Source organism: Nonomuraea sp. WAC 01424, from assembly GCF_003947315.1.
GTDB classification, from domain to species: Bacteria; Actinomycetota; Actinomycetes; order Streptosporangiales; family Streptosporangiaceae; genus Nonomuraea; species Nonomuraea spiralis.
Genome location: NZ_QHHZ01000023.1, coordinates 118698 through 140083, shown reverse-complemented (window position 1 = coordinate 140083; position 21386 = coordinate 118698). Strand labels below are relative to the sequence as shown.

Here is a 21386-nt window from a genome sequence, read left to right as displayed (position 1 = left end):
TCTAACGCTTGCCGGGCCCCCGAAGCCCTACCATAAGGAGGCATGACTCAACAGCGACTACGCCATGCATCCATGCCGGAAAAACCCACACTTGACGGCTTGGAGCAGGTATGGGTAGCTCGCTGGCAGGAGCAGGGCACCTACCGTTTCGACCGGTCCAGGCCGCGCGAGCAGGTCTACTCGATCGACACGCCGCCGCCGACCGTGTCCGGTTCGCTCCACGTCGGTCATGTCTTCTCCTTCACCCACACCGACATCATGGCCCGTTATCAGCGGATGATCGGCAAGTCGGTGTTCTACCCCATCGGCTGGGACGACAACGGCCTGCCCACCGAACGACGGGTGCAGAACGTCTACGGGGTGCGCTGCGATCCGTCGCTGCCGTACGATCCCGACTTCGTTCCACCGGACAAGCCGGGCAAACGTGAGATCTCTGTTTCCCGGCGCAACTTCGTCGAGCTGTGCCACCAGCTCACCGCCATCGACGAGAAGGCGTTCGAGGAGGTCTGGCGGCGGGTCGGCCTGTCGGTCGACTGGGACCTGCTCTACACCACGATCAGCGACGAGTCGCGCGCGGTGTCGCAGCGGGCGTTCCTGCGCAACCTGGGCAGGGGCGAGGCCTACCTCGCCGAGGCCCCCACGCTGTGGGACGTCACCTACCGCACCGCCGTGGCCCAGGCCGAGCTGGAGGACCGCGAGTGGCCCGGCGCCTTCCACCGGATCTCCTTCTACGGCGAGCGCGGGCCGATCTGGATCGAGACGACCAGGCCCGAGCTGATCCCGGCCTGCGTCGCGCTGGTCGCCCACCCCGACGACGAGCGCTACAAGCCGCTGTTCGGCACGTCGGCGCTGACGCCGCTGTTCGGCGTCGAGGTGCCGATCCTGGCCCACCACCTGGCCGAGCCCGACAAGGGGTCCGGCATCGCGATGATCTGTACGTTCGGTGACATCACCGACGTCACCTGGTGGCGCGAGCTGCACCTGCCCACCCGGCCGGTCATCGGCTGGGACGGCCGGATGTTGCCCGAGCCGCCCGACGGCGTGGAGCCCGAGCCGTACAAGGAGCTGGCCGGGAAGACCGTCCACAGCGCCCGCGAGCGCATCGTGGAGTTGCTGCGCGAGTCCGGCGACCTCGACGGCGACCCGCGTCCGGTGCAGCGCGCGGTGAAGTTCTACGAGCGCGGCGACAAGCCGCTGGAGATCGTCACCACCCGCCAGTGGTACATCCGCAACGGCGGGCGCGACCAGGCGCTGCGCGCCCGGCTGCTGGAGCGCGGCAGCGAGCTGCGCTGGCACCCGCCGCACATGCGGGTGCGCTACGACAACTGGGTCGAGGGCCTGACCAGCGACTGGCTGATCTCGCGCCAGCGCTTCTTCGGCGTGCCGTTCCCGGTGTGGTACCCGCTGGACGAGAGCGGCCACCCGGTCCACGACGCGCCGATCCTGCCGGCCGAGGACTCGTTGCCGATCGACCCGTCCTCCGACGTGCCGCCCGGCTACACCGAGGAGCAGCGGGGCGTGCCCGGCGGCTTCATGGCCGACCCCGACGTCATGGACACCTGGGCGACCTCGTCGCTGACCCCGCAGATCGCGGGCCGCTGGGAGACCGACGACGACCTCTACCGGCGCGTGTCCCCCTACGACCTGCGCCCGCAGGCGCACGAGATCATCCGTACCTGGTTGTTCTCGACGGTGGTGCGCTCCCACCTGGAGTCCGGCGAGCTGCCGTGGAGCGACGTGGCGATCTCCGGCTGGATCCTCGACCCCGACCGCAAGAAGATGTCCAAGTCCAAGGGCAACGTGGTCACCCCGCTCGACCTGCTGGAGCAGCACGGCTCCGACGCGGTCCGCTACTGGGCCGCCAACGGCCGCTACGGCGTGGACACCACCTTCGACGTGGGCCAGCTCAAGATCGGCCGGCGGCTGGCGATCAAGATCCTGAACGCCTCGAAGTTCGTGCTCGGGCTGGCCGGCAGCGAGGGCGAGGTCACCGAGCCCGTCGACCTGTCGATGCTGGCCGCCCTGTCCGACATGGCGCGCGAGGCCACGCAGGCGTACGAGTCCTACGACCACACCAGGGCGCTGGAGGCCGTCGAACGCTTCTTCTGGTCCTTCTGCGACGACTACCTGGAGCTGGTCAAGGCGCGGGCGTACGAGTCCGGGCCGGCCGCCGCCTCGGCGCACGCCGCGCTGCGGCAGGCGCTCGACGCGCTGCTGAGGCTGTTCGCGCCGGTGTTGCCGTTCGTGACCGAAGAGGTGTGGTCGTGGTGGCGCGAGGGCTCGGTGCACCGCGCGGCCTGGCCGGCGCCCGAGCGCGGCGCGGGTGACCCGGCGGTGCTGGCCGTGGCCTCCGAGGTGCTGCGCCAGGTGCGCAAGGCCAAGTCCGAGGCCAAGCTGTCGATGCGGGCCGAGGTGTCCAGGCTCACGGTCTCGGGGCCGGAGGCCGGCCTCGTCCGGCAGGCCCAGGACGACCTGTGCGCGGCGGGCAACGTCGAGGAGTTCGTCCTGCACGGCGGCGACGTGCTGACGGTCGAGGTGCACCTGGGCTGAGTCCCGGGTCCCCGGCGGACGGCGAGGAGCACGCCTCGCCGTCCGTTCATCGGGCTCTGACCAGGCCCGTCGCACACCCGCGCGGTTATCGGCGCGCATCACCGGCGCGGACGTGCCAGTCTTGAACACGTGCAGATCGACCGCCCCACCACACTCGTACCGCCCGTGCTGGCCAAGATGGCCGCCTGGTGCGGATGCCTGATCCTCGTCGGCGTGGTCGTCTACTTCTTCGTCCAGGCGATCGCCAGGCTCACGTTCGTGGCGCTGCCCGTGGCGATCGCGCTGCTGCTGACCGCGCTGCTGTTCCCGCTGACCAAGAGCCTGCGCAAGGCGGGTCTGCGGCCCATCTACGCCACCTGGATCACCATGCTGGTCGCGCTGGTCGTGCTCGCCGGCACCGGCTGGCTGGTCGGGGCGCGGGCCAGCGAGGAGTTCCCCAACCTGGTCACGCAGGTGCAGGCCACCGCGCGATCGGTCCAGGAGTGGCTGATCACCGGCCCGCTCCACCTCAAACAGGCCCAGATCACCGGGTACGTCGACGAGATCGCCACGATGGTCAACGCCCAGCGCACCGCCATCACCGGCACGGTGTTGTCGGCCAGCGCCGTGGCGGTCGAGGTGCTCGCGTCCATCGTGCTGCTGCTGTTCGTGACGTTCTTCCTGCTCAAGGACGGCGACCGGATCTGGGGATGGTTCCTGCGCGCCTTCGGCTCGATGTCGCCGCGCGTCGACCGGGCCGGGCGCGCGGCCTGGACCACGTTGTCCCACTACGTCCAGGGCACCGTGGCCGTGGCGGCCGTGCACGGCCTGATCATGGGCATCGTGCTGGCCGGCATGGGGGTGCCGCTGTGGGCGCCGCTGGCCGTGCTGATCTTCTTCGCCAGCTTCATCCCCATCGTCGGCATCTTCTTCGCCGGCACCGTCGCCACCCTCGTCACCCTGGGCGCCAAGGGCCTGGTCTACGCGCTGATCTTCCTGGGGATCCTGATCGTCGAGCAGCAGCTGGAGAACCATGTGCTCCAGCCGCTGATCGTGGGACGGGCGCTCAACTTCCACCCGCTGGCGATCATCCTGGTGCTGTCCGTGGGCGGCATCCTGGCGGGCATCGCCGGGGCGGCCGTGGCCGTTCCGGTGGCGGCGGTGATCTACCGGGCGCTGCCGGAGTTGCGGCACCAACCGCCCGCGCTTCCGCCGCCGCCAGAACACCCCCTGCCCGCGGGGGAACCGCCGTCCGGGGAGCCGCCGGCCGCCGGGAGGTCGCCGTCCGGGGAGCCGCCGTCCGGGCGGGGCGAGGCGTCGGGGGGCGAGGCCGTGGGGCAGGGCATGTGGTCCCGTTCCGGTGTCGAGGGCGAGCCGGGGGGCGGCAGAGAGTAACCTCGTCACCCGTGACGCGTTCCTCCCTCACCACCCCGCCGCCGGACGCCTCGGCGCCCGCGGCCCATCCCGCCGCCCCGGCGGCGGGCAGTTCCCTCGGTGCCCACTACAGCCGCTGCTTCGGCTGCGGCGACGACCACCCGACCGGCCTGCACCTGAAGGCGGCCACGCCCGACGGCGTCACGGTCGAGGCCGAGTTCACCGTGGGGGAGGCCCACCAGGGCGCGCCGATGCTCGCCCACGGCGGTGTGCTGGCCGCCGCGATGGACGAAGTCATCGGAATGTCCGTCTACCTGTTCCACAAGCCGTATGTGACGGCACGGCTGGAGACCGACTACCTCCTCCCCGTTCCCGTGGGCACGACACTCCACCTGCGCGCCTGGTGCAACGGGATCACGGGCAGGAAGGCGTACCTTGAGGCTGAGGGGCGCGTCGGCGCTCCCGACGGGCCGGTCGCCGTCCGCGCGGCAGCGCTGTTCATCGAGGTGGGCATGGAACACTTCGCAAAGCACGGCGATCTCGCGGCCATCGCCGCCGAACACCAGGACTTCGAGGTGAACCCTTGAGCGACGTGGCGGTCCTCATCCAGCGGCTCGACACCGGGCTGCCGGTGCCGTCGTACGCCCACCCGGGCGACGCCGGCGCCGATCTCTACGCGGCCGAGGACGTCGAGCTGCTGCCGGGCGAGCGGGCCGTGGTCGGCACCGGCGTGGCGATCGCGCTGCCCGACGGCTACGCGGCGTTCGTGCACCCGCGCTCCGGCCTGGCGGCCCGCCACGGCGTCACGCTCGTCAACGCCCCCGGCACGGTCGACGCCGGCTACCGGGGCGAGATCAAGGTGACGTTGATCAACACCGATGCCAAGGAGCCGTTCCGCCTCCGGCGGGGCGACCGGGTGGCCCAGCTCGTCGTCCAGCGGGTCGAGCGCGCGGCCTTCCACGAGGTCGAACGCCTGCCCGGCTCGATGCGCGGCGCCAACGGATTCGGATCGACGGGCCGCTGAAGCAGCCGGCCCGAAGCAAGCCAGCCAGGGGTCACGGCCCCCGCGAACAGGGAGAGTGAGGAACGTGTTCCGACGTCGTCGTCGTGAGCAGCCGGAAGCGGTGGCCGATCAGGAGCCCGCGGCCCCCACCCACGAGTCCGGCCCGTGGGACGCCGACGAGCCCCACCCTGACACCGACAGGATCGACCTCGGCGGCCTGCGGCTGCCGCACAACCCCGACTTCGACGTACGGCTGGCCTCGCTCGGCGACCAGCACGTCGGCGTCGTCGTCCTGTACGAGGACAGCTCCCTGCAGCTCCAGGCCCTGGCCGCGCCGCGCACGGCCGGCCTGTGGGACGAGGTCAAGACCAAGATCATGGCGCAGGCCAAGACCCTTGAGGAGCGGCAGGGCCCGTTCGGCACCGAGCTGGCCGGCGAGGTCAACATCGACGGCGACGTCAGGGCGGCCCGCTACATCGGCGTCGACGGCCCGCGCTGGTTCCTCCTGGCGGCCATCACCGGCCCCGGCGCCCTCGACGAGCGCGTCTCCGGGGCGTTCATCGACTTCGTCAAGGACGTCGTGGTCGTACGCGGCGACGAGCCGATGGCCCGCGAGGAGCCCATCACGCTGAGCCGTCCGCACGAGCGGCAGGCCGCCGGCGAGCCGGACGAACGCCCGGCGTTCAGCCCCTTCAAACGCGGCCCGGAGATCAGCGAGACCCGCTGACCCTCGGGCGTCCGGGGCCTCAGGCACAGGTCGCGGGGCGTCCGGTCAGCCATCGTTCGACCGCGGCGCTCATCCTGCCGCCCGCCTCCAGCGCCGCCGCCTTGGCCGCGGCGGGGTTGGTGTGGGCGGCCTGGCCGAGGATCACGCCGAGCACGAGGTGGCACCGTACGCGGGAGGCCCACATCAGGTTGCCGCCCGCGGCGGTGCCCGAGCCGGTCTTGATGCCGATCACGCCGTGCCTGTTCAGCAGGGTGTTGGTGTTGGGCAGCCGGCCGGCCTCGCCCGGGACCGACGTGTCCGTCTGGGCCACCACCTCGCGCAGCACCGGGTCGCGCATCGCCTCCCTGGCCAGTTTGAGCTGGTCGGCGGCGGTGCTGACGGTGCTGTCCTCGTTGCCGCTGGCGCCCGTGTACGTGCTGCCCGACATGCCGAGGCGGCGCGCGGCGTCGTTCATCCGCGTCACGAAGCGTTCCTGGGAGCCGGAGTCCCAGCGGGCCAGGAGGCGGGCCACGTTGTTGCCCGACGGCACCATCATCAGCTCCAGCAGCCGCCGCAGCCGTACGGTCCGGCCCTCCCTGAGCGGCACGGTGGACTCCAGCCGCGAGTAGGACTCCTCGGCGGCCGTGCGGTCCACCGTGATCGGCGGGCCCTCGTCGCCCGGTCGCAGCGGGTGGCGGCGCAGGATCACGTAGGCGGTCATCACCTTCGTCACGCTGGCGATCGGCACCGGGGCGGGATCGCCGCTGACGCCCAGGCTGCCGACGTCCTCGACCTCGACCGCCGCCTGCCCCTCGGCGGGCCACGGCAGGGGCACGCCCCCGGAGGCGGACGGGACGGTCGCACAGCCCGACAGAACGCTCACCAGCAGCAGAAGCATGAAAGAACGTCGCATACCGGACACGATCGGCCACCGACATGTCCGCCCGGCCGTGGCCGCGTATCCGCCCGCGCTCGGCCGCGTATCAGCCACGCATCAGCCGGCGCGTCCGTCCGCGCTCGGCCGGCTGTCAGCCCGCCGGGAGGCGCAGCGTGGCGACGGCGCCGCCGTCCGGGGCGTTGGACAGGGTCAGCTCGGCGCCGATGACCCGGGCCTGGCCCAGCGCGATCGTCAGCCCCAGCCCATGGCCGTGCCCCCGCTCGGCCGCCCCCGTACGGAACCGCCTCGGCCCCTCGGCCAGCAACTCCGGCGGGAACCCGGGCCCCCGGTCGCGGACCTCGATCAGCCGGTCCCCGACCGTGATCTCCACCGGCTGCGCGCCGTGCCGATGGGCGTTCAGCACCAGGTTGGCCAGGACGCGGTCCAGGCGGCGTGGGTCGGTCTCGGCCACCGGGTTCCCCGCCGCCAGCACCCGGGCCGTCACCCCCACCCGGGCGGCCGACTCAGCGGCCAGGTCGGCCAGCGGCACCCGTACGCGCTCGGCGACCTCGGCGCCCGCGTCCAGCCGGGACACCTCCAGCAGGTCCTCCACCAGCGTGCGCAGCACCCGCACCCGGTCGCGTACCAGATCGGCGGTCTCGCCCTCCTCCAGCAGCTCGGCGACGGCGACCAGGCCCATCAGCGGGGTCCGCAGGTCGTGGGCGACGTCGGCGGTGAACCGCTGCTCGGCCAGCAGCCGGTGTTGCAGGCTCGCGGCCATGGAGTCCACGGCGGCGGAGATCCCGGCGATCTCGTCCCGGCCGCGCGCGCCGATGCGGGCGGCCAGGTCGCCGTCGGCGATCCGGCGGGCGGTACGGGCGACCCGCCGCAGCCGCCGGTTGGGCAGCTCGGCCGCCAGCACCGACAGCGGCACCACCCCGGCCAGGGCGAGCAGCCCGGCCTTGGCCATGTTCCGGTCCAGCGCGTAGAGGCCGCGCAGCTCCGAGCCCATCGAGATCTGCGTGCTCACCGCCTGCGTGCCGTCGTCCCCGTACGGTTGCACCGCCCACACCCAGGGCTCGTCCCGGTGGTCGAGGCCGTACCAGACGACCCGCTCGCCGGGCCGCAGCTGCGCGGCCAGGGCGTCGGGGAGCTCCTCGACGCTCACCACGTCGGCGGGCCCACCGGCGACGGCCAGCGACTTCTCGATGGCCGCCACCGCCCGCGCCTCGCCGATGGCCAGCGACCGCTGCCAGGTCGCCCGGTGCACCAGGAGCCCCACCACTGCGGCGACGACGGTCGAGGCGAGCGTGACCAGGGCGGCGATCTTCCAGCGCAGCGAGGACGGGTTCATGTGACGGCCAGCTTGTAGCCGAACCCGCGTACCGTCTCGATGCGCTCGACGCCGATCTTCCTGCGCAGCCGTTGCACGCACAGATCGACCACGCGGCTGTCGCCGTCCCATCCGTAGTCCCACACGTTGCGCAGCAGCGTGGCGCGTTCCAGCACGATGCCGGGATGGGCGGCGAACTCCAGCAACAACCGCAGCTCGGTCGGCGACAGCTCGACGCGCCGCCCGGCCCGCCGCACCTCCAGCGCGCCGGTGTCGACGCTCAGCTCGCCGAACTCCAGCACGGCCTGCGCGGGCCCCGGCTCGGCCCCGGCGGCGGGCGGCCGCGCGAACGTGGCCCGGCGCAGCAGCGACCGGATCCTGGCCACCAGCACCGGCAGGTCGACCGGTTTGACCACGTAGTCGTCGGCGCCGCCCTCCAGCCCGGCGACCACGTCCAGCCCGTCGCCGCGGGCCGACATCATGAGGATCGGCACCTGGCTGGTCTCCCTGATCCGGCGGCACACGCTGATGCCGTCCAGGCCGGGCAGCATCACGTCCAGCAGCAGCAGGTCGTGATCCCCGGTACGGGCGGCCTCCAGCCCGTCGAGCCCGTCGGCGGCCGTGGTCATCCGGTAGCCGTACCGTTCCAGGGCCTTGCCCAACGACGTACGGATCACCGCGTCGTCCTCGACGAGCAGGAGGGATGTCATGAATGTGCACCATACCTAGCGAAGTGCGGTGACAGGTTCCATGCGGGCGGCGCGCAGGGCCGGGTAGAGGCCCGCGAGCAGCCCGACGACGGCCCCGGCGGCGGGGGCCAGCACGGCCAGCCGTACGTCCAGGACGGGCGTCCACTGCTTGACGGCACAGACGGTGACGATCACTACGATCCCCACCGAAGCGCCTATGATCCCGCCGGTCAGCCCCGTGAGGGTGGACTCCAGCAGGAACTGCGCGGCGATGTGGCGGCGGGCGGCGCCGAGCGCGCGGCGCAGGCCGATCTCGGAGACCCGTTCCATCACCGTCACCAGCGTGACGTTGGCGATGCCGACCGCGCCCACGACCAGCGAGACCAGCCCGAGGATCAGGAACAGGGCGTTCACGTCGCCCTCCACCGCGTCGCGCGCCCGCGTGGGACTCGGCGGCGAGATGACCTGGAGCAGCGCCTCGTTGCCGGGGCTGAGCGCGGTCGGGGCCTGCCCGGCGATCAGCTCCGCGGCCCCGACCGAGGTGTTGACCAGCACCCGGGTCACGGTGCCCAGGCCGTAGCGCGCGCCGGTCGTCGGCGGCAGGATGACCGCGCTGGTCAGGCTCTTCTCCCGCTGCGGGTCCCCGAGCACGCCGATCACCGTGTACGCCCGGGTGCCGATGAAGACGGCCGGCGCCCGCGTCAGCCGGGTGATGCCCAGCAGCTCGGCCGCGTTCCGGCCGAGGACGACGACCTCGTCCCCGCGGGCGATGTGCCCGGCGTCGAAGTAGCGTCCCTCGATCATCCGGCCCTTGACCGCCGCCGGCAGGCCGGGCCCGCTGGAGACCACGGTCAGCGTCTGGTCGGTCACCCGGGACGGGTCCACGACGTCGTTCGAACGTACGACGAGGTTGGCGCTCTGGTCCGACTCGGCCAGCGCGGCGGCCGAGACCACCCCGCGCAGCCGGCTCACCCGGCCGACGTCGGCCCAGCCGACCAGGGGGAACGGGTTCGCCGGCACCTCGACCGTGACGGAGGTGGCGGTCAGCTCGTCGAAGCGGCCGACGATCTGGTTGCCCGCCGTGGCGGCGACGCCAAGGGTCACCACGAGCGTGGTGATGCCCAGCACCGTGCCCAGCGTGGTCAGGGCCGAGCGCACCGGGCGGGCCAGCAGGCCCGCCATCGACTCGGTCAGCAGGTCGCGCGGGTGCACGTCTACTCCTCCGTGAGGACGCCGTCGGTGATGCGCACCCGGCGTCCGGCCCGGTCGCTCACCTCGGTCTCGTGGGTGATGACGACGATGGTCATCCCTTGGGCGCGCAGCTCGGCGAACAGGTCGAGCACGGCGTCGGTGTTCCTGCTGTCGAGGTTGCCGGTGGGCTCGTCGCACAGCAGCAGCGACGGCCCGCCGAGGAGGGCGCGGGCGATGGCGGCGCGCTGCCGCTCGCCGCCGGACAGCCTGCCGGGCAGGAAACCCGTCCGGTGCGACAGCCGTACTCGTTCCAGGGCGCGCATCGCGCGCTCCCGCCGTCCGGCGCGCGGCGCGGCGCCGTAGACCTCGGCCAGCATGACGTTCTCCAGTACGGTGCGGTGCGGCAGCAGGTGGAAGGACTGGAAGACGAAGCCGATCCGGCTGCCGCGTACGGCGGTGCGCACGCCGTCCTTCAGGGTGGTGGTCTCGATGCCGTCGAGCCGGTAGCTGCCGCCGGTCGGCCGGTCGAGCAGGCCGAGGGTGTTGAGCAGGGTCGACTTCCCCGACCCCGACGGGCCGACGACGGCGACGTAGTCCGACCGTTCGACCCGCAAGTCGACGGCGGACAGCGCCCTGACGGGCGGGTCGGCGGGGAACTCCTTGGTCAGGCCGCTCAGCAGGATGACCGGCTCAGGCACTGTTGATCACCACCTGGTCACCCGGCCTGAGGTCGCCGGTCACCTCCACGGCCCCGTCGGCGGACAACCCGGTACGCACCTCGACCTCCCTGGTCCGGTCGGCCGCGGTCGCCACCTGCACCCTGGCCCTGCCGTCCGCGGCCGTGACGACCGCCGCGACGGGCACCACGAGCACCTCCCGGTCGGTCGCGCCGATGGTCACGCGGACCGTGACGGGCGCGCCGGCGAGCTTCTTGAGCCCCTTCATCGAGACCGGCGTGATCGCCACCGGCACGGCGCCCTTCGCGTCGCGTCCGCCGATCGAGGTCACCGAGCCGGGAACGGTCGTGCCGGCCTCGGTCTCGATGTTGGCCGTCAGCCCCGCCTTGACCCGTCCGGCCTCGGCCGCGTCCAGCGAGCCGGACACCACGAAGGCGGAGCCGGTGACCGTGGCGACCGCCCGGTCCACCGTCTCGCCCGCCTTGACGGCCGGTTTGTGCAGGCGGACGGGCAGTTTGGGCAGGAAGACGACCTCTCCCGGCGGCACGGTCGTCCCGTACGTCCGGGAGAACTCGGCCAGCATCGCCCGCGCCGCCGCCAGGTCGCTGCGTGCGCCGGCCACCTTCAGCTCGGCGGGGGAGAGCTGCCTGGCCTGCCGGAGCGCCTGCTCGGCGGTCAGTACGGCCTCGCGCGCCGTCCGTACGTCCTTCTCCAGCTCGGTCAGCCGTCGCGCCCGCGCGAGCCCGGCCTCCTCCCGTACGCGGTCCAGGGCCGTCCGGGCGGCGGCCAGGTCGGCCCGCGCGTTGGCGACCCGGAGCTCGGCCAGGCGGGTGTCGGCGGGCGACCCCAGGGTGGGCGCGGCTGTGGGGGCGGTCGTGGGGGGCGCGGTGGGGTCCGCCGCCGGGGCGGTGGGTTTCGCGGTGGCCTGGGCGAGCTCCTGCTGCGCGGTCAGCAGCCTCTCCTCGGCCGCCCGTACGGCGCTCTCGGCGGCCTCGACCTTGGCCTCGTCCTCGGCGCTGCGGTCCTCCGCCCGCTCCCTGTCCAGTGCCCGTTCGGCCGCCCGCAGGTCCTGCCGGGCGTTGGCGAGCCTGACCTTCAGCGGGAGCACGTCCCGGCCCTGGTCGAGGGCCTTGCGCTCGGTGGCCAGCACTTCCCGCGCGGTCCGTACGGACCGGAGCAGCTCCTCGCGCTTCTCCCGCAGCTCCAGCGTGGGTTCCTGGGCCTCGTAGCCCCGCTTGGCGTAGAAGCGCGACAGCGCGGCGACGGTCGCCCGGTCGAACACCCTGGTCAGCGGCACGCGGTGGCCGAGCCTGCGCAGCGCCTTCTGCAACTGCTCGACGTCGGCCCCCTCGGCACCGGGGACGATGCCCCGGTGCATCGGCACCCGTCCCGACAGGACGAACACCGGGCGCCCGTTCACCTCCATCAGCACCGCGCCCTCCGCGAGCGTGCCCCGGCGGGGAGCGCGGGTGGCGCGCTGGACGGTCTCGCCGCCGCCCACCGTCCCCGCCAGCGACACCGGGTAGGGCGAGCCGTACTCCAGCGTGCCGCTGACCACGACGGTGGCGACCAGTTTGCGCCGCTCGACCTCGACGGTGACCAGCGACGGCTTGGGCGGTCTGCGCGCCGCCGCCTCGTCGGCCGGGGAACGCAGCAGGGTGCCCACCCCCCACCCGGCCGCCGCGATCACCACGACCACGGCCAGGACGATCAGCAGCTTGCCACGAGGAGTACGCATCACCGCTCTTGGAACCCGTACTTCACCCTGGCCTCATTGGTGAGCCGCCGTTGCTGGGGGATGAACACGGCGTAGAAGTCCTTGCCGCACTCCAGGTCCGCCAGCGCCGACCTGATCTCCTTGGCCAGGTACGGCCGCGCCGCCTCCGCCGTGACCTTGCCCGCCTTCGCCAGCCGGTCGGCCTGCTCGCCCCACACCGTCATCCCGCGCGCGCTCAGCGCCAGCGGCCTGGCCGAGGGCACCCGCTCACCCTTGGACTTCAGGCACTCGGCGAACGGCGCGGCCAGCTCCAGCAGCTTGGGGTCGCCGTCGAGGGACTTGTCGATGTTCTCGATCTCGGTGCTCATCTGGTCCTGGTAGTCGGCGACCGAGGTGACCATGAGACCGTCCACCTGGCGCAGGGCGGTGACGCGGCACTCGTTCATGGTCTTGACGTACGCGGCCCGCGCGCTGCCCGAGAGGGCGTCGATCGTGGCCTGGTTGGGGTCCGGCGCCCGCGTCTCCCGCGGCTTCGGGTAGACGATGGCGGAGAAGACGCCGAAGCCGTTCTTGGCGCGGTCGGCCTTCATCGCGCCGTACTCGGCGGGCTCGGCCTCGACCCTGGCCGGTCCGGCGACCGAGGGGGTGTAGGCGAAGCCCTTCTGCTTCATGCAGGTGGCGATGACGGTCTCCCGTTCGCGTACCTTGCCCGCCGTCGTGCTCCCGCCGCCGGCCGCCGGCTCCGGGTCTCCCGCCGGCGCGCCTCCGCAGCCGGTCAGCACCGCCAGGACGAGCAGACCGCACACCAGCACACGCATCAGGGGCTCCTTGTCGGTGGGAACGCGCCGCCCGTGCGGCGCGGTGGCCACTCTGGAGGCCGTACGCGTCCGTCCCGCGTCCGCTGTGTATCCCGGGACGCTCAGCCATGTATCCGCCGTGCATCAAAGCCACCAACGGCGACATTTGCGACACCCGTAACGGCGATATTCGCGGACGGCTGGCCATCACATAGGCTGAACCATCATGAGTACGGCAGAGCCTCCGAAACGCGGGGGATTGCGCGGCTTCTTCAGCCGGCTGGCCACCACCCAGTCCGAGATCGAGGCCCAGGAACTGCGGGAAGACGCCGACGAGGTGGGCGCGACCCCCATCGTGTCGTGTGGCGGGCGCCGCAGGTTCTGCGTAGCGGGTACGCTACGTACGGTGACATTGCGTCCGAGGGGCGGCGCCCCCGCCCTGGAGGCCGAGCTGTACGACGGGTCCGACGTGATCGATCTCGTCTGGCTCGGCCGCCGCAAGATCGCCGGCATCGAGCCCGGCCGCACGGTCAAGGCCGAGGGCCTGGTCAGCATGCAGGACGGGCGCAAGGTGATGTTCAATCCGCGATACGAACTGCGCCCAGGGAGTTGATCAGGTGAGTGCTGAGGCGGAAGAGGTCGCGCACGACACTGTCGAGGCGGCCGTGCGAGCCCAGCTCGCCAAGGCGTTCGGCGGGGTCCGGGGCATCATCGAGGCCGCGGTGCCGACGATCGCCTTCACGGTGTCGTGGATCGCCACCGAGGAGCTCAAGCTGTCGCTCATCGTCAGCGTCTCGCTGTCGGTGGTGCTCCTGCTGGCCAGAGTGCTCCAGCGGTCGACGCCGCAGTTCGTGATCAACAGCCTGATCGGCATCGCGATCGGCGCGTTCTTCGCCAGCCGCACCGGCAACGCGAAAGACTACTTCCTGCCCGGCATCCTGTGGAACGGCGCGTACTCGGTGGGCATGTTGTTGTCCATCGTCACCCGCTGGCCGGTCGTCGGCTTCCTCATCGGCTCGGTCACCAACGACCCGGTGGGCTGGCACAAAGACCCCGGCGTCGTCCGCCTGTGCACGCGGCTGACCTGGCTCCTCATGGTGCCGTGCGTGGTGCGGGTGGCGGTGCAGGGTCCCGTCTACCTGTTCGGCGGCGGCGACCAGGCGGTGGCCGCGCTCGGCTTCGCCAAGATCGTGATGGGCTGGCCCCTCCAGGTGGCGGCCCTGGCCGCGATGCTCTCGCTGCTCGGCCGCGGCCGCACCCCCATCAAGCCCCCCGTCGCCCCCGCCTGACCTCGACCCGTCGCCCCTGCCCGCTCGTTCGGCCATGATTCTCGGATGACGTACGACGAAGGCCCGCTGGCCGAGCGGGTCGCGGTGGTGACCGGGGTGAGCCGCCGGGCCGGGATCGGCTTCGCGGTCGCGCGCGAGCTGCTGGCGTCCGGCGCGCGGGTGGCGGTTCAGTCCTGGACCCCGCACGACGCCGGGCAGCCGTGGGGCAGCGACCCGGCGGGCATCGACGGCGTGCTCGACGCCCTGGGCGGCACGGGTGACCGGCTGCTGCACATCGAGGCGGACTTCGCCGACCCGGCGGCCCCCGCGTACGTGATGGAGCGGGCCGCGAGCCGGTTCGGGCATGTCGACGTGCTGGTCGCCAACCACGCGCGCAGCTCCAAGCAGTCGCTGGAGGAGGTGACCGCGGCGGAGCTCGACCTGGCGTGGGCGGTCAACGCGCGGGCCAGTGTGCTGCTGACGCAGGCGTTCGCCGCCCGGCACGACGACCGGCGTCCCGGTGGGCGGGTGGTGCTGTTCACCTCCGGTCAGCATTTGGGGCCGATGCCCGACGAACTGCCGTACGCGATCAGCAAGGGCGCGATCCACCAGATGACGCTCAGCCTCGCCGACGCGCTCGCCGATCGCGGCATCACCGTCAACTGCGTCAACCCGGGCCCGGTCGACACGGGCTGGGCGGGCCCCGAACTCGCCCGCCAGGTCGGGACCGCGCTCCCGGCAGGGCGGTGGGGCCGCCCGGAGGAGGCCGCCCGGCTCGTCCGCTGGCTCGCCACGGACGAGGCCGCCTGGATCACCGGCCAGGTAATCAACTCCGAAGGCGGCTTCCGCCGCTGGACCAAATAACCCCCGCCCCCTGGGCTCGCCCCTCCGGGCTGAGGGCCCCTCGAACGTCTGAACCCCCTGCGCACCACCGAACCACCTCGCAGCCCCCCAGCCTGCCCCTGGAGGCCCAGCTCCCAGGAGCCGCCGCCCGCCGGCTGCCCCCGCAGTCCGGCCCTCTGGGGAGCCACTGCGCGTACGACGGGTGGGAGTCGCCGCACTATCGCTCGCCAGCAGCGCCCTGGAATGCGCCGGTGGCCGGCCCGCCCTCTGGTGGGGGCTTTGGGTGGTCTGAGGGGGAGTGAGGGCGTGGGAGTGTGGGTGGGTGAGGGGTGGGCTTGTGGTCAGGCTGGTGTCGCGGGTGTGGGGGGTGCTCGGCGGGCGGGTGCGGTGGCGGGTGTTGTGGCTCACGCACGCCACCTTCATGGTCGGCGTCACCGGCCTCGTACGCGACCCCGACGGCCATGTGCTCGTACTGCGCCACCGCCTGTGGCAGGAGGGGCGGCAGTGGGGCTTCCCCACGGGGTTCGCCAAGCGGGGCGAGACGTTCGAGGGCACGGTGGAGCGCGAGGTGTTCGAGGAGACCGGCCTGCGCGTACGCACCGGGCGGCTGCTGCGCGTACGCAGCGGGTTCGGGCTGCGGGCCGAGGTGGCCTACGAGGCCGCGCTCATCGGCGGAACGCTCCGGATCGACCCGCTGGAGATCCTCGAAGCCCGCTGGGTCACCCCTGACGACCTGCCCGAGGGCCTCCAGGCCGCCCACCGCGAGCTGCTCATCCCGCGTACGCCCAGCCAGACCACCGACTGACCGCGACCACGACCACGGGCCCCTCGGGCGGACGCCCGCGGTACTGCTCGTACTTGCCGGCCAGCGCCCGCAGGGCGGCGTCGTGGCCGGGTTCGCGTATGGTCGCCGTGCCGTCGGCGCGTGCCCACCACAGCCGGGTCCAGTCGTCGTCGTAGTGGTCGGCGAGCAGGCTGACCCGCGGGTTGGCGCGGATGTTGCGCAGCCGCCGCAGGTCGTACGTGGTCTTCGGCTTGTGGTCGATCGCGAAGACCACGTCGTCGCCGAGGACGGCGAAGGTGACCGGCACCAGGTGCGGCACCCCGCCCGCGTCGGCCGTCGCCAGACGGGCGACGCGGGCGTGCTCGAACAGCGACCGGGCGCGGCCGGCGTGCAAGGCCGTGCTCAGCGCTGGGAGAGCAGGTGGGCGAGCTCTTCCTCGACCTCCTGGCTGGCTACGAACAGCAGCTCGTCACCGGCCTCCAGCGGGTCGTCCGCGGTCGGCACCAGCACCCGGCCCTCGCGCAGGATCGCCACCAGCGCCGAGTCGACCGGCCACGGCACCGAGCCGGCCCGCTGGCCCACGACCGGCGCGTCCTCGGCCAGGGTCAGCTCCACCAGGTTGGCCTGGCCCTGGCGGAACGTCATCAGGCGCACCAGGTCGCCGACGCTGACCGCCTCCTCCACCAGCGCGCTCAGCAGGCGCGGCGTCGAGACGGCGACGTCGACGCCCCACGACTCGTTGAACAGCCACTCGTTGTTGGGGTGGTTGATGCGGGCCACCACGCGCGGAACGCCGTACTCGGTCTTGGCCAGCAGCGACACGACGAGGTTGACCTTGTCGTCGCCGGAGGAGGCCACCACGACGTGGCAGTTGCTGAGCCCGGCCTCGTCGAGGGAGGCGATCTCGCAGGCGTCGGCGAGCAGCCACTCGGCGCGCGGCACGCTGTCGATCTTGATGGCCCGCGGGTCCACGTCGATCAGCAGGACCTCGTGACCGTTCTCCAGCAGCTCGGCGGCGATGGAACGGCCCACGGCGCCCGCGCCGGCGATGGCGATGCGCATCAGTCGTCCTCTTCCGGCGCCGCGGCGAGCACCTTGTTGATCCGGTCCATGTCGTTCTCGGCCGCGATGACGTGGAGCAGGTCGCCCTCCTGCACCACGGTGTCGTCCTTGATCGTCAGGGCCTCGCCCATGCGGTTGATGAAGCCCACGCGGGCGCCTGCGCGGGCTTCGAGGTCGACGACGCGGGTGGCGATCCAGGCCGGGTTGGCGCTGACCTCGGCCAGCACGACTGTGCCCGTGGGGTCGCGCCACAGCGGCTCGGCGCCCTCGGGCAGGATGCGGCGCAGGATCTGGTCGGCCGTCCAGCGCACGGTGGCCACCGTGGGGATGCCCAGCCGCTGGTAGACCTCGGCCCGCCGGGGGTCGTAGATGCGGGCGACCACGTTGTCGACGCCGAACGTCTCTCGGGCCACCCGGGCGGAGATGATGTTGGAGTTGTCGCCGCTGGAGACCGCGACGTAGGCGGTCGCCGACTCGATGCCGGCCTCGGTGAGCACGTCGCGATCGAAGCCGACGCCGGTCACCCGCCGCCCGCGGAAGCCCGCGCGCAGGCGGCGGAACGCCTGCGGGTCGCGGTCGATGATGGCGACGGAATGGCCGCTGTCCTCGAGGATGTGGGCGAGGGTCGAACCGACCCTGCCGCATCCCATGATCACTATATGCATACTCCCCCGCACTCCGCGGTCGGCCGGTTGCTCGACACCAGTATGGCCCGATGGGGGAGCGCCTCGTTTAGGACGGCGGCATGCGGCTAGCATCTCGTTACGTGGCGAAGGTAACGGATCTTGTCAAACGCGTGCTCGTGGGGCGCGCCCTGCGTAGCGGGCAGCTCCACGAGCAACTCCTGCCCAAACGCATCGCCCTGCCGGTCTTCGCCAGTGACGCGCTGTCCTCGGTGGCCTACGCGCCGCAGGAGATTTTGGTCATCCTGTCGCTGGCCGGAGTCTCGTTCTATTCCTACAGCCCCTGGATCGCCATCGCCGTCGTGGTGGTGATGCTCACCGTCGTGGCGTCGTACCGGCAGAACGTGCACGCCTACCCCAGCGGCGGCGGCGACTACGAGGTGGCCACCACCAACCTCGGCAAGAACGCCGGGCTCACCGTCGCCAGCGCGCTCATGGTCGACTACGTGCTGACCGTCGCCGTGTCGGTGGCCAACGGCGTCGACTACGTGGGCGCGACGATCCCCTTCGTGGCCGAGCACCGACCGGTGATCGCCATCGTCATCGTGATCCTGCTCACCGTGGTCAACCTGCGCGGCATCCGCGAGTCCGGCGCCGCCTTCGCCGTCCCCACGTACGCCTTCATGTTCGCGGTGATCGGCCTGGTCGCGTGGGGCGGCATACGGCTGCTGGTGTTCGGCGACGAGCTGCGGGCGCCCAGCGCCGGGTTCACGATCCGGCCCGAGCAGACCAACCTGGCCTCCTTCGCCGCGGCCTTCCTGATCCTGCGCGCCTTCTCCTCCGGCTGCGCCGCGCTGACCGGCGTCGAGGCCATCAGCAACGGCGTGCCCGCCTTCCGCAAGCCCAAGAGCAAGAACGCCGCCACGACCCTGCTCATGATGGGCCTGATCGCCATCACCATGTTCGGCGGCATCATCGCGCTCGGCCTGGCCTCCGGCGTACGGGTGGCCGAGCCGAGCGTCGTCGCCGAGGACCTGCTCGGCCTCGACGGCAAGCCCGTCGGCGAGGGTTACTACCAGCAGCCGATCATCTCCCAGGTGGCCGACGCGGTGTTCGGGGGCGGCTCGCTGCCGTTCGTGGTGATCTCCGCGGTGACCGCGCTCATCCTGTTCCTGGCCGCGAACACCGCCTTCAACGGCTTCCCCGTGCTCGGCTCGATCCTCGCCCAGGACCGTTACCTGCCCCGCCAGCTCCACACCCGCGGCGACCGGCTGGCCTTCTCCAACGGCATCATCATCCTGGCGCTCGGCGCCTGCCTGCTGCTGTGGGGTTTCCAGGCCGACGTCAGCCGCCTGCTCAACCTCTACATCGTCGGCGTGTTCGTCTCCTTCACGCTCAGCCAGACCGGCATGGTCATCCACTGGACCCGTCATCTGAAGACCGAGACCGACCGCCAGGTCCGCCACCAGATGCAGCGCTCCCGCGTGATCAACTTCTTCGGCGCCATCATGACCGGCCTGGTGCTGATCGTCGTGTTGCTGACGAAGTTCCTGGTCGGGGCGTGGATCGTGGTCATCGCGATGCCGGTGTTGTTCCTCATGATGAAGGGCATCCGCCGCCACTACGACAAGGTCGCGGCCGAGCTGGAGATCACCGACGAGTACGAGCCCGCCATGCTGCCCGCGCGCAACCACGCGATCGTGCTCGTCTCCAAGATCCACAAGCCGACCATGCGCGCTCTCGCCTACGCCCGCGCCACCCGTCCCTCCTCGCTGGAGGCGATCACCGTGGGCGTCGAGGGCGAGGAGGCGCGCCAGCTCCAGGAGGAGTGGGAGCGGCGCGGCATCCCGGTGCCGCTGAAGATGCTCGACTCGCCCTACCGCGAGATCACCCAGCCCATCCTCGACTACGTCAAGACCCTGCGCCGCCGCTCGCCGCGCGACGTCGTCACCGTCTTCATCCCCGAGTACGTCGTCGGCCACTGGTGGGAGCACCTGCTGCACAACCAGAGCGCGCTGCGGCTGAAGGCCAGGCTGCTGTTCAAGCCGGGCGTCATGGTGACCAGCGTGCCCTGGCAGCTCCACTCCTCCGACCGGCTCAAGGGCCGGCCCGAGCCGTACGCGCCGGGCGCGGTGCGCCGCCCGTGGCACCAGACGGTCCAGGACGAGGAGCAGATCAAGGCGCGCTGATCAGCGCCCGCAGCCGCCAGGTGTCGTCCGCGGTCCAGCCCCGCGGCGCGGCGACGGCGACCCACCCGTCCACGATGTTGCCGCCGTACCGGTGGCCGTGGCCGGGCGGTACGGACATCGCGGCCGTCATGTCCACCAGCACCTGCCAGAACGTCACCAGCGGGAACCAGTTCATCTGCGGGTTCACCCCGGGCCCCCGCGGGCCCTCCAGCCAGGCGGGCCGGTGGTAGAGCAGCGTGGGCGACCACCACACGACGGGGTCGGTGGCGTTCTGCAGGTAGACCACCCGGGGCAGCGGCCACGGCCCCTGGGGCAGGGACAGGTCGGCCGGATGCTGGGCGAAGCGGGCCGTCCGGCCCAACTGGTAGACCGGCCGCCACACGGGGCTGCCGGGGTCGCGGTGGGTCGTCAGGTGGTGCCAGATGTGGTTGGCGTTCGGCGGGCCGACGAACAGCGCGCCGTCGGTCCGTCCCGCCAGGTCGTCCAGGTCGCGGAAGGAGCCCTCCAGCTCGTACGAGCCCAGGCTCTCGCCGGAGACCAGCAGCCGGGGCCGCGCGGCCGGCGGGAGCCGTTCCCACCTGGCGTACACGGCCTCGAACAGGGCCCGGCCCGCGGCCGCCGCCTTGTCCTTGTCGGCCAGGAACGACACCCAGCTCGGCAGGTAGGAGTACTGCAGCGCGACCAGGGCGGTGTCGCCGTTGTACATGAACTCCAGCGAGTGGGCGATGTGCTGGTCCACCCAGCCGGTGCCGGTCGTGCCGAGCACCGCGAGCACCGGACGGCCGAACCCGCCCGTCCGCTCCAGCTCGCGTACGGCCACCGCGGCCTGCGCCTGGGGCGAGGAGGCGGCGCCGAGGCCGACGTACACGCGGACGGGCTCGGTCGCCGGTCGGCCGGAGAAGGCGGTCAGCTGGGGGACCGTGGCGGCGGTGCCGGTGAAGCGGCGGCCCTCCCGGCCCAGGGACTCCCACGTCACCAGCGAACCCGGCCCGCCCGACACCTTGTCGGAGTCCGGCCTGCGCACACCCGGATGGGTGCCCTTGTTGGTGACCGAGGAGACGTCGCTCACCGTGTTGACGAACCCGGAGAACAACACGTCGTCGGCGAACACCGCGACCAGCGTGGCGATGATCAGCACCCCGGCCACATGGCCCACGTAGGCGGGGACGTACCGGTCGAGCCAGCCGATCAGCCTGCGGCCGCCCAGGCGTACGAGCCGGGCCACCAGCAGGCCCAACGCGAACAGCGTGACCGCCACCGCGAGGATCACCGGCGGGAACCAGGTGATCCGGGTGTCCATGCCCATGAGCGCCCGTACGTCGCGCTGCCAGTCGATGCTGTACCACAGCGCCACGACGCCCAGCCCGCAACAGCCGCCCACCATCACCTGCCAGGCGGTCCGCCGCGCCGGCTCGGGCAGCCGGTACGGGATCACCGCCCGCCCGAGCGCCCCCAGCGTCGCCCCCACCGCGTAGCCGAGGATGCCGGTGATCGCGCCCATCACGCCCTGGAACAACCACGTGCGCGGCAGCAGCGAGGGCGTCAGCGAGGCGCAGGCGAACAGCGTGGCCAGCAGCGTGCCCCCGAATCCGAGCCGCCGGCGCACCACCCGACCTCTGTCCATCATCACCTAGAGTATTGAATCAAGTCCGAATAGTAGTCATGTGGGTCGTGGCGCGGGGCGCGCGGCCGTCGCGTGTGGCGGCTCACCATAGGGTGGGGGT

Annotated in this window: 21 protein-coding genes; 10 read left to right on the top strand and 11 right to left on the bottom strand. The window is 72.1% G+C overall.

What is annotated here, in order from left to right; all coding sequences use genetic code 11:
- The first annotated feature begins 42 nt into the window (after window positions 1-42).
- The 5 genes from valS (at window position 43) to DMB42_RS46155 (ending at window position 5633) form a co-directional block, all read left to right on the top strand.
- Entirely contained in the window at window positions 43-2550 is a 2508-nt protein-coding gene (gene valS / locus DMB42_RS46175; protein ID WP_396985875.1) for a valine--tRNA ligase, read from the top strand.
- A 129-nt stretch (window positions 2551-2679) separates the two neighbouring features.
- Window positions 2680-3924, top strand: a complete 1245-nt coding sequence (locus tag DMB42_RS46170) for an AI-2E family transporter (RefSeq protein WP_125646410.1) — start codon at window positions 2680-2682, stop codon at window positions 3922-3924.
- 11 nt (window positions 3925-3935) lie between these two features.
- On the top strand, window positions 3936-4490 hold the full coding sequence (locus tag DMB42_RS46165) for a PaaI family thioesterase (protein ID WP_125646408.1): 555 nt from the start codon (window positions 3936-3938) through the stop codon (window positions 4488-4490).
- On the top strand, window positions 4487-4927 hold the full coding sequence (gene dut / locus DMB42_RS46160; RefSeq protein WP_125646406.1) for a dUTP diphosphatase: 441 nt from the start codon (window positions 4487-4489) through the stop codon (window positions 4925-4927). The genes DMB42_RS46165 and dut overlap by 4 nt, the downstream gene beginning before the upstream one ends.
- 64 nt (window positions 4928-4991) lie before the next feature.
- Entirely contained in the window at window positions 4992-5633 is a 642-nt protein-coding gene (locus tag DMB42_RS46155) for a DUF3710 domain-containing protein (protein WP_229823258.1), read from the top strand.
- A 19-nt stretch (window positions 5634-5652) separates the two neighbouring features.
- Here the strand turns inward: DMB42_RS46155 and DMB42_RS46150 are convergent, their stop codons facing one another.
- The 7 genes from DMB42_RS46150 to DMB42_RS46120 form a co-directional block, all read right to left on the bottom strand.
- Window positions 5653-6525, bottom strand: a complete 873-nt coding sequence (locus DMB42_RS46150) for a D-alanyl-D-alanine carboxypeptidase family protein (RefSeq protein WP_125646404.1) — start codon at window positions 6523-6525, stop codon at window positions 5653-5655.
- Between the two features lie 115 nt (window positions 6526-6640).
- Window positions 6641-7843: a HAMP domain-containing sensor histidine kinase gene (locus tag DMB42_RS46145; protein ID WP_125646402.1), complete on the bottom strand. Its 1203-nt coding sequence runs from the start codon at window positions 7841-7843 to the stop codon at window positions 6641-6643.
- Window positions 7840-8532: a two-component system response regulator CseB gene (gene cseB / locus DMB42_RS46140; RefSeq protein WP_125646399.1), complete on the bottom strand. Its 693-nt coding sequence runs from the start codon at window positions 8530-8532 to the stop codon at window positions 7840-7842. The genes DMB42_RS46145 and cseB overlap by 4 nt, the downstream gene beginning before the upstream one ends.
- Window positions 8533-8547: 15 nt before the next feature.
- Complete coding sequence (locus DMB42_RS46135) at window positions 8548-9723, bottom strand: ABC transporter permease (RefSeq protein WP_125646398.1); 1176 nt, start codon at window positions 9721-9723, stop codon at window positions 8548-8550.
- 2 nt (window positions 9724-9725) lie between these two features.
- Window positions 9726-10400, bottom strand: a complete 675-nt coding sequence (locus tag DMB42_RS46130) for an ABC transporter ATP-binding protein (RefSeq protein WP_125646396.1) — start codon at window positions 10398-10400, stop codon at window positions 9726-9728.
- On the bottom strand, window positions 10393-12117 hold the full coding sequence (locus DMB42_RS46125; RefSeq protein WP_260478335.1) for a peptidoglycan-binding protein: 1725 nt from the start codon (window positions 12115-12117) through the stop codon (window positions 10393-10395). The genes DMB42_RS46130 and DMB42_RS46125 overlap by 8 nt, the downstream gene beginning before the upstream one ends.
- A complete protein-coding gene (locus DMB42_RS46120) occupies window positions 12117-12914 on the bottom strand; it encodes a hypothetical protein (RefSeq protein ID WP_125646392.1) in 798 nt (265 codons plus the stop codon). Before DMB42_RS46120 ends, DMB42_RS46125 begins: the two co-directional genes overlap by 1 nt.
- Window positions 12915-13119: 205 nt before the next feature.
- On the opposite strand from DMB42_RS46120, the gene DMB42_RS46115 reads away from it, so the two are divergent.
- The 4 genes from DMB42_RS46115 to DMB42_RS46100 all read left to right on the top strand — a co-directional run bounded on the left by DMB42_RS46115 (window position 13120) and on the right by DMB42_RS46100 (window position 15809).
- Window positions 13120-13506 carry an OB-fold nucleic acid binding domain-containing protein gene (locus DMB42_RS46115; RefSeq protein WP_103955393.1) on the top strand — a complete coding sequence of 129 codons (387 nt, stop codon included), beginning with the start codon at window positions 13120-13122 and terminating at the stop codon, window positions 13504-13506.
- A gap of 4 nt (window positions 13507-13510) precedes the next feature.
- On the top strand, window positions 13511-14182 hold the full coding sequence (locus DMB42_RS46110) for a DUF3159 domain-containing protein (RefSeq protein WP_260478334.1): 672 nt from the start codon (window positions 13511-13513) through the stop codon (window positions 14180-14182).
- A gap of 45 nt (window positions 14183-14227) precedes the next feature.
- Window positions 14228-15025, top strand: coding sequence for an SDR family oxidoreductase (locus DMB42_RS46105; protein WP_125646390.1), 798 nt, complete (start codon window positions 14228-14230; stop codon window positions 15023-15025).
- A gap of 301 nt (window positions 15026-15326) precedes the next feature.
- Window positions 15327-15809 carry an NUDIX domain-containing protein gene (locus DMB42_RS46100; RefSeq protein ID WP_260478333.1) on the top strand — a complete coding sequence of 161 codons (483 nt, stop codon included), beginning with the start codon at window positions 15327-15329 and terminating at the stop codon, window positions 15807-15809.
- On the opposite strand, the gene DMB42_RS46095 is transcribed toward DMB42_RS46100, so the two are convergent.
- The 3 genes from DMB42_RS46095 to DMB42_RS46085 are packed head-to-tail and all read right to left on the bottom strand — an operon-like array spanning window position 15775 to window position 17515.
- Complete coding sequence (locus tag DMB42_RS46095; protein WP_125646388.1) at window positions 15775-16182, bottom strand: TIGR03668 family PPOX class F420-dependent oxidoreductase; 408 nt, start codon at window positions 16180-16182, stop codon at window positions 15775-15777. The genes DMB42_RS46100 and DMB42_RS46095 overlap by 35 nt on opposite strands.
- Before the next feature lie 8 nt (window positions 16183-16190).
- The gene (locus DMB42_RS46090; RefSeq protein WP_125646386.1) at window positions 16191-16850 is read right to left on the bottom strand and encodes a TrkA family potassium uptake protein; all 660 of its coding nucleotides are present in this window, start codon (window positions 16848-16850) and stop codon (window positions 16191-16193) included.
- Window positions 16850-17515 carry a TrkA family potassium uptake protein gene (locus tag DMB42_RS46085; protein WP_125646384.1) on the bottom strand — a complete coding sequence of 222 codons (666 nt, stop codon included), beginning with the start codon at window positions 17513-17515 and terminating at the stop codon, window positions 16850-16852. Before DMB42_RS46085 ends, DMB42_RS46090 begins: the two co-directional genes overlap by 1 nt.
- A gap of 101 nt (window positions 17516-17616) precedes the next feature.
- Between DMB42_RS46085 and DMB42_RS46080 the strand changes: the two genes are divergently transcribed.
- Entirely contained in the window at window positions 17617-19662 is a 2046-nt protein-coding gene (locus DMB42_RS46080) for an APC family permease (RefSeq protein WP_125646382.1), read from the top strand.
- Here the strand turns inward: DMB42_RS46080 and DMB42_RS46075 are convergent.
- Complete coding sequence (locus tag DMB42_RS46075; RefSeq protein WP_125646380.1) at window positions 19649-21289, bottom strand: alpha/beta-hydrolase family protein; 1641 nt, start codon at window positions 21287-21289, stop codon at window positions 19649-19651. The genes DMB42_RS46080 and DMB42_RS46075 overlap by 14 nt on opposite strands.
- Window positions 21290-21386 lie beyond the last annotated feature (97 nt).